We start from the raw sequence: 6000 nt of genomic DNA, 5'->3' as shown, positions 1-6000 counted from the left end.
CGCGCCGCGCGGTGGGCCGGCTGCCCGGCCTGACCCTGCTGCTGGATGTGGACGGGGCCGGGGGCCGCGCCCGCGCCAACGGCCGCGACCTGTGGCCAGACCGCATCGAAAGCGAGCAGGACGATTTCTTCCAGCGTGTGCGCGCGGTATTCCGCGAGCGCGCCAGCCAGGACCCCACGCGGTTCCGCCTGATCGACGCCAGCCAGGACCAGGCCGGCGTGGCCGCCCAGGTCGTGGATGCCATCAACGCATACCTCACCAAGGAGGGCGGCAATGGCTGAGTTTTCCCCCTGGCAGCAGCGCGCCTATGACCAGACCATCGCCGCGCTCGACGCCGGCCGGCTGGGCCACGGCCTGCTGATCTGCGGCCCGGCCGGGCTGGGCAAGCGCGAGGTAGCGCTGCGCATGGCCACCCACGTGCTGACCCGGGGCGAGCCGGCCGCGGCCCAGCGCGCCACCCAGCTGATCGCCGCCGGCACCCACCCGGACCTGCAGCTGGTCTCGTTCATTCCGAACAAATCCGGCGACAAGCTGCGCACCGAGATCGTCATCGAGCAGGTGCGCGAGATCTCCCAGAAGCTTTCGCTCACCCCGCAGTACGGCATCGCTCAGGTGGTGGTGGTGGACCCGGCCGACGCCATCAACCGCGCCGCCTGCAACGCCCTGCTCAAGACCCTGGAAGAGCCGCAGCCCGGCCGCTACCTGTGGCTGATCAGCAGCGACCCGGCGCGCCTGCCGGCCACCGTGCGCAGCCGCTGCCAGCGCCTGGAATTCAAACTGCCGCCGCGCGAGGAAAGCCTGGCGTGGCTGCAGGCCCAGGGCCACAGCGAAGCGAGCGCCCGCGAAGCGCTGGATGCCGCCCGGGGCCACCCCGGCCTGGCCGACGACTGGCTGCGCAACGACGGCCTGGCCCTGCGCCGGCAGGTCGCCAGCGACCTGGAAGCACTGGTGGCCGGGCGCTCGGGCGCGGTGGAACTGGCCCAGCGCTGGACCGCCGACGACCACGCCGCGCTGCGCCTGCGCCACGCGGCCGATCTGGCGCTGGCCCAGGCCACCGGGGGCGGCTTGACCGATCCCGAGCGATTGCACAAGCTGGGGGCCTGGTTCGACGCCGCCAACCGTACCCGCGATCTGTTGCGCACCACCGTGCGCGCCGACCTGGCGGTGGTGGAATTGTTGTTGGCTTGGAACAAGGTCAACGAGCGGCACGCAAAGGGGAATAGAGCATGAGCGCCACCAACGCCCGCCAGGGCATCCTGTCGCTGGCCGTCAAGGACAAAGCGGCGCTGTACAGCGCCTACATGCCGTTCGTGAAGAACGGCGGCATATTCGTGCCCACGCCCAAGCGCTACTTCCTGGGCGATGAGGTGTTCCTGCTGCTCACCCTGCCGGACTCCAGCGAGCGCCTGCCGGTGGCCGGCAAGGTGGTCTGGGTGACCCCGGCCGGCGCCCAGGGCAACCGCGCGGCGGGCATCGGCGTGCAGCTGGCCGACGGCCAGGAAGGCGAGAACGTGCGCAACAAGATCGAGACCGCGCTGGCCGGCACCCTGAACTCGGACAAGCCCACGCACACGATGTGAAGAAATTTACGCAAACCCGTTGACGCGAAATTTTGCCGCCCTATAATGAGCGGCTCAGCAGCATCGGGCGGTTAGCTCAGCGGTAGAGCATTGCCTTCACACGGCAAGGGTCACAAGTTCGAACCTTGTACCGCCCACCAAAATAAAGCCCTGATTTGTAAGGGTTAACGAAGAAGCCGGCCTTGAGCCGGCTTTTTCGTAAGTGCAGAGTGAGTGCAAGGATGAGGTCATGCGAAAGCTGTTGATCGCCGCACTATCGCTAATCGCCGCCGCAATCTTGAAGAAGATTGTCGATGAGACGTATCCAACTGTTACGCCACTAGTCGTTCACTATGCCATTTGGCCGGTCCCAGCTTGGACCTTGCTGGTTTCCCTAACCGCTGCGGCCTATCTCGGATACTTACTCTGGCAGCGCGTGAGTCCGGACCGAATCCGAAAGCGAGTTCTGAAGGCGATGACCCAACCAAAGTCCTTTTCAGCGACCGAGCAGATTGTTCTTGAGATTATCGCTCGCAATGGAGGGGAGTGCGGGAAGCGCGAGCTGAGGGCTAGTCTCCCAACCGCGGCCTCCCAGTGCGACTGGACAAAACTCGAACTGGAGCACGCGCTTGAGTCGCTTCTTGGTGGCGAATACGTAGAGGATATGTGGACCCCTCACGGGGGAGACCTCAGGCTTTCTCCTATTGCGGCCACATTCAGTCGTTCGAAGGGATGGCTGAAAAAGCAGTAACGTCCACGGTTTTCGCGAGAAGAGTCTAGCTCCTCTAAGTCACGCTCTTTGGCGTGGTTTAGCCGTCAAGGGTCTTCCGCACCACGCTGCTGCTGGTGGTAGATGCGGTCTTGCCCGTCGATGCCTCGATTCTGTCGATGCGTGCCACCACCTGAGCCAGCAGCGCAGTACGCTGCTACAGCGACGTCGTCTCTGCCGCCCGCGCAAAGTCAAGGCAGAACCTAAACGCTGCGACCCGGCGCTGATAGACATCAAGCTAGACCCGTGTCCCGCCTGGCGGGTGGCGATGGTTCGGCCGCCTGCCCGCCCCCCGTGGCCGATGCAACTCGCGGTGTGATGGCCACAGCGAGGCTGTAGATGAGTTTACGGATGGCGAACTGCAGGCGCGCGGCGCGATCCTGGGGCTACTTTCAGCTCGGCTAACAGTGGCCAGAGTGTCACCAGAAGCGGCGCAGAGCCTCCGTTGTTCGAACGGCCTTTCGGTTTTACAGTGATCCAAACTTCGGATACCAAAATAGGAACCGCTCTCGTGAACAGTCGAGCTACGTCGCAACGAGACCAAGCAAGCTGGTAGAGGGCACTGGGCCTATTACAAAGATGCTTCCGATGGGCGAATTCTTGGAAGTCTACAAGCGCGATGTCACTTTCCGCTTGAGGACCCCCGATTCTATGGATCCAGACCGGACGAATGAGAATTTGCCATGGGTGACCTCTCCAGTTGCTTGGGTTGGGTCATCTCATCCAGCTATCGCTCGTGTGTTAATTCAGTCAGATGAACTGATTAGCCATGCCACGCTCGTCGCGGGAGCCCAGAAGCAAGTTGTGATGCTTCACCTCCACGCATGTAAAGAGGCGCTCCTGGCCTGTGACGCGATCGCAAATCGATTGGCAGGTAAGGTCGACGAAATCGTTGAGATCATCCAGTCGGCCGGGCTTTCCATTGATTCGTCAGGACGCGGGTTGAACCCTTTCCCGCAAGTTGACGATCTGGATATCGATTGTGTCGCGTTCCTCGTACAGGCGAACAGGGCTGTAAAGCTGATATCGCAGATTCCGTCCTTCTTTCTGACGCTGTCGAAGTTGCATAGCAACTTTGACCACCTTGGGAAAGCGCTGCGAGCGGAAATGGGCGAATCGCCAGTCTGCCACTTCGTTGAACAGCAGTCAGAATTCATGGCCAGAATTGCGGCGCTTCGGAACTTCCAAGAGCATCCAGCTGCTGCAAAGAGGACGGTTGTACGGAACTTTCGTCTCGTTCCCGATGGGAGTGTCAGTGTTCCAACTTGGCTGATAGCTGGAATTGACGATGAGCCTGGGGGGGCGATCCATCTGGATATGGAAGTGATTTCGAAGAATCTCGTGGAGATCGCTGAAATTCTGGTCGTGCATCTTGTCATGCAGACGTTGAACTCAAGCTTTCCTTACGTGCTAGAGCAGATTCCGGATGACCAAGCTAACAAAGATTTACCTATAAGGTTCAGGCTCGGTCTAGACTCTTCGAAGATCAAATTTGGAGAAGCTAGAGCTAATCCTCCGCAATGATTCCTCCACGGATCAATGCGGGGTACGATCATGCTTTGATAGGCCTACAACAGAAGGGGTTTACTTGCCGCCGGGCCCGCCGCGATACTGCATTCAGCCAGAAGTGGACCATGGTTAGCGGAGGCCGGCTTTGACAAGAAGCGCTGCGCTGGCAATACATTACGCACGATGAGGTGAGCTATATGCGCATGGAAGGGCTGGCGCGGCTGCACGCCGGGATGCAAGCCACTGGTCTTAATCGGATCAAATTTCGACTGCACCACAACCATCTGGTATTTTCCAGTCTGTTCTTGACCGATGTGGCGCCCTACGAGTTGGCGCTGGCCTGCTTGGGTCACGATTTCGTGTTGGTCTTTGATGTGTCTCGCGATTACGAAGTCAGCGCCTATCTGGGTGACAAGTACGGAGCGCTAGCAGCCGCACTGGTAACCGGAGCGGGAGCAGAAACCGGCTGCAGCCAAGTGTCTTCTTGCGTGAAATCGACGCAGCATTGCCGCGCTTCGTTGGCCCAAGGGATCGACCAACACATGCCGACGTGGTGCAGGTCTATCGTGACGTGGAGGAAGCCGATAAAGTGCATCTCTGCGACTGGCGAGACAACACCGTGCGTAAGCAGCGTGTGTCCCAAGCTAATTTAGCCAAGACTCGGCGCCTGATCGGTCAAGACGCCCACGACTTGTGTAAGCGCCATAACCTCAGTACATGCTGGACTGACGACCCACGGCGCGCCATCGCGGCTGAATTGCCTGAGCTGTAGGTTGAATCGTGAGGGCTACACATTCAGTTGCGATGTCCGAAGAATGGAGCCGATCCTGTCGCAGCGCGACTGGAAAACTCTCTGCTGCCCCGAGAGCAGCGAGTAGGCCGGTTGGCGGGCCTGCTCCGGACTTTCAGTTGGCTGGGAGCTCCACCACGTCCTGCTAGTGTTGTTGCGAGCACAGTCGGCTGGTGCGTTCGCTCAGATGTTAGTAGGTTGCACGCCGGTGATGAGGGTGAACTGCTGCCGGCCCGCGGTATCACTGCCGACACGGCCTTGCAACTTGGACGCTACTTCGGCAAAAGCGCGCGGCTGTGGCTGAATCTGCAGACGAACTACGATCTGGAAATCGCCAGCGGCGAGCTGGCTGAAACGATCGAACATGTCCGCCCTCGCGCGGCTTGACCGCCAGGTCATCGGCGGTAGCGGGCGCTTCCCCGTCATTGAAAGTTTGAGCCCCCAGCAATAGGCAGGTGGCTCTGCCGGGAAGTAGTGGCGCTCAAGGGCGGCGCAGGGCGCCAAGTGCTCGGACCAGGGAAAAGGCGCTGCCAGCTGCGCTAGCGCCATTTTTTGTCGTGTACGAGCAACCGCTGACAACAAAGCTATCGGCGCCGGATGCGGAGCGAGCGGCAAGGACCTTGGTAGCCAAGATTCGCGCGGTCCTTCTGTCTGCGAACGCTTCCTTGGCGGCGGCGCTGAATGTGGCTTTTGCGCTCAAGCTTTTCATGAGGGCTGGTCTCCGTGACGACCTCACTGTAGCTCTCGTTCCCAGCAGTGGACCGCAGGCAAACAGTTCAAGGGTCTCGCGGTCAACCTGTAAGGCCGTGCGCCTACCGCCTCAGCGCACTTGCAGATCAAATCAACTGCTTCCAAACGAGCTAATTCCTTTGGAATCGGATGTCGGATCTTGCACAAGCACGACAGATGGCGGCCGGGGCCATCTGCAGCGCTCTGAGTCATCCAAAAGACTCAGATTCAACGTCGCAGCCATGATTCCAGCGGAACTTGCCCTGGTTCCATGTGCGAAACGGTAGATTCCGACATGTTCCAGGCGGGGTGCTCGATGTCTCCACGCGTGCTTGGTGTCCCGCTCAAGTGCTGAAGTGTGAGCTTCATCCACGGATCAATGCATATTTTTGGTCGCTTGCGTCATCACTTAGGTTCCGTCTACCAAGATCGGAAGATCAAGAGATACAAACGATTTCCCAGCATCCGCATCATCCTGCATGGTGTTCTACAGAGCCTAGAAACTCTTGAAGGTACAGAATGTTGGACGTTTCGTTGTCGGGAGGGCGGCTAATACAACACCCTCGTGGAAATACGCCCGCCGGTTCCTGTAGCTTCACGGTTTCTAGCCTCCCGACGCTCTTGTCACTCCGACGAGAGCCACA

Annotated in this window: 6 protein-coding genes, 1 tRNA gene and 1 pseudogene; 7 read left to right on the top strand and 1 reads right to left on the bottom strand. The window is 60.2% G+C overall.

The features are described from left to right. From QMX79_RS10670 to QMX79_RS10640, 7 genes and pseudogenes are all read left to right on the top strand, one after another. Positions 1–281 (top strand): annotated as a pseudogene (locus tag QMX79_RS10670) (dTMP kinase); the annotation flags it as partial. Next, positions 274–1230, top strand: coding sequence for a DNA polymerase III subunit delta' (locus tag QMX79_RS10665; protein WP_282246728.1), 957 nt, complete (start codon positions 274–276; stop codon positions 1228–1230). The pseudogene QMX79_RS10670 and the gene QMX79_RS10665, both read left to right, overlap by 8 nt. Next, entirely contained in the window at positions 1227–1580 is a 354-nt protein-coding gene (locus QMX79_RS10660) for a PilZ domain-containing protein (RefSeq protein ID WP_070208345.1), read from the top strand. Before QMX79_RS10665 ends, QMX79_RS10660 begins: the two co-directional genes overlap by 4 nt. A gap of 65 nt (positions 1581–1645) precedes the next feature. Then, positions 1646–1720: transfer RNA gene (locus QMX79_RS10655), tRNA-Val, on the top strand. Positions 1721–1809: 89 nt separating this feature from the next. Then, positions 1810–2310 carry a hypothetical protein gene (locus QMX79_RS10650; protein ID WP_282246727.1) on the top strand — a complete coding sequence of 167 codons (501 nt, stop codon included), beginning with the start codon at positions 1810–1812 and terminating at the stop codon, positions 2308–2310. Positions 2311–2916: 606 nt separating this feature from the next. Further along, a complete protein-coding gene (locus tag QMX79_RS10645; RefSeq protein WP_282246726.1) occupies positions 2917–3852 on the top strand; it encodes a hypothetical protein in 936 nt (311 codons plus the stop codon). A gap of 469 nt (positions 3853–4321) precedes the next feature. Continuing rightward, positions 4322–4609 carry a DUF6037 family protein gene (locus QMX79_RS10640; protein ID WP_336618862.1) on the top strand — a complete coding sequence of 96 codons (288 nt, stop codon included), beginning with the start codon at positions 4322–4324 and terminating at the stop codon, positions 4607–4609. A gap of 201 nt (positions 4610–4810) precedes the next feature. Here the strand turns inward: QMX79_RS10640 and QMX79_RS10635 are convergent, their stop codons facing one another. Continuing rightward, positions 4811–4993, bottom strand: coding sequence for a hypothetical protein (locus QMX79_RS10635; RefSeq protein WP_282246725.1), 183 nt, complete (start codon positions 4991–4993; stop codon positions 4811–4813). Positions 4994–6000: the final 1007 nt, after the last annotated feature.

The organism is Stenotrophomonas sp. PS02300, assembly GCF_029959395.1.
Classification (GTDB): Bacteria; Pseudomonadota; Gammaproteobacteria; order Xanthomonadales; family Xanthomonadaceae; genus Stenotrophomonas; species Stenotrophomonas maltophilia_AD.
Note: the sequence above shows the minus strand (reverse complement) of the source record. Positions and strands in the feature narration are given on the sequence as shown.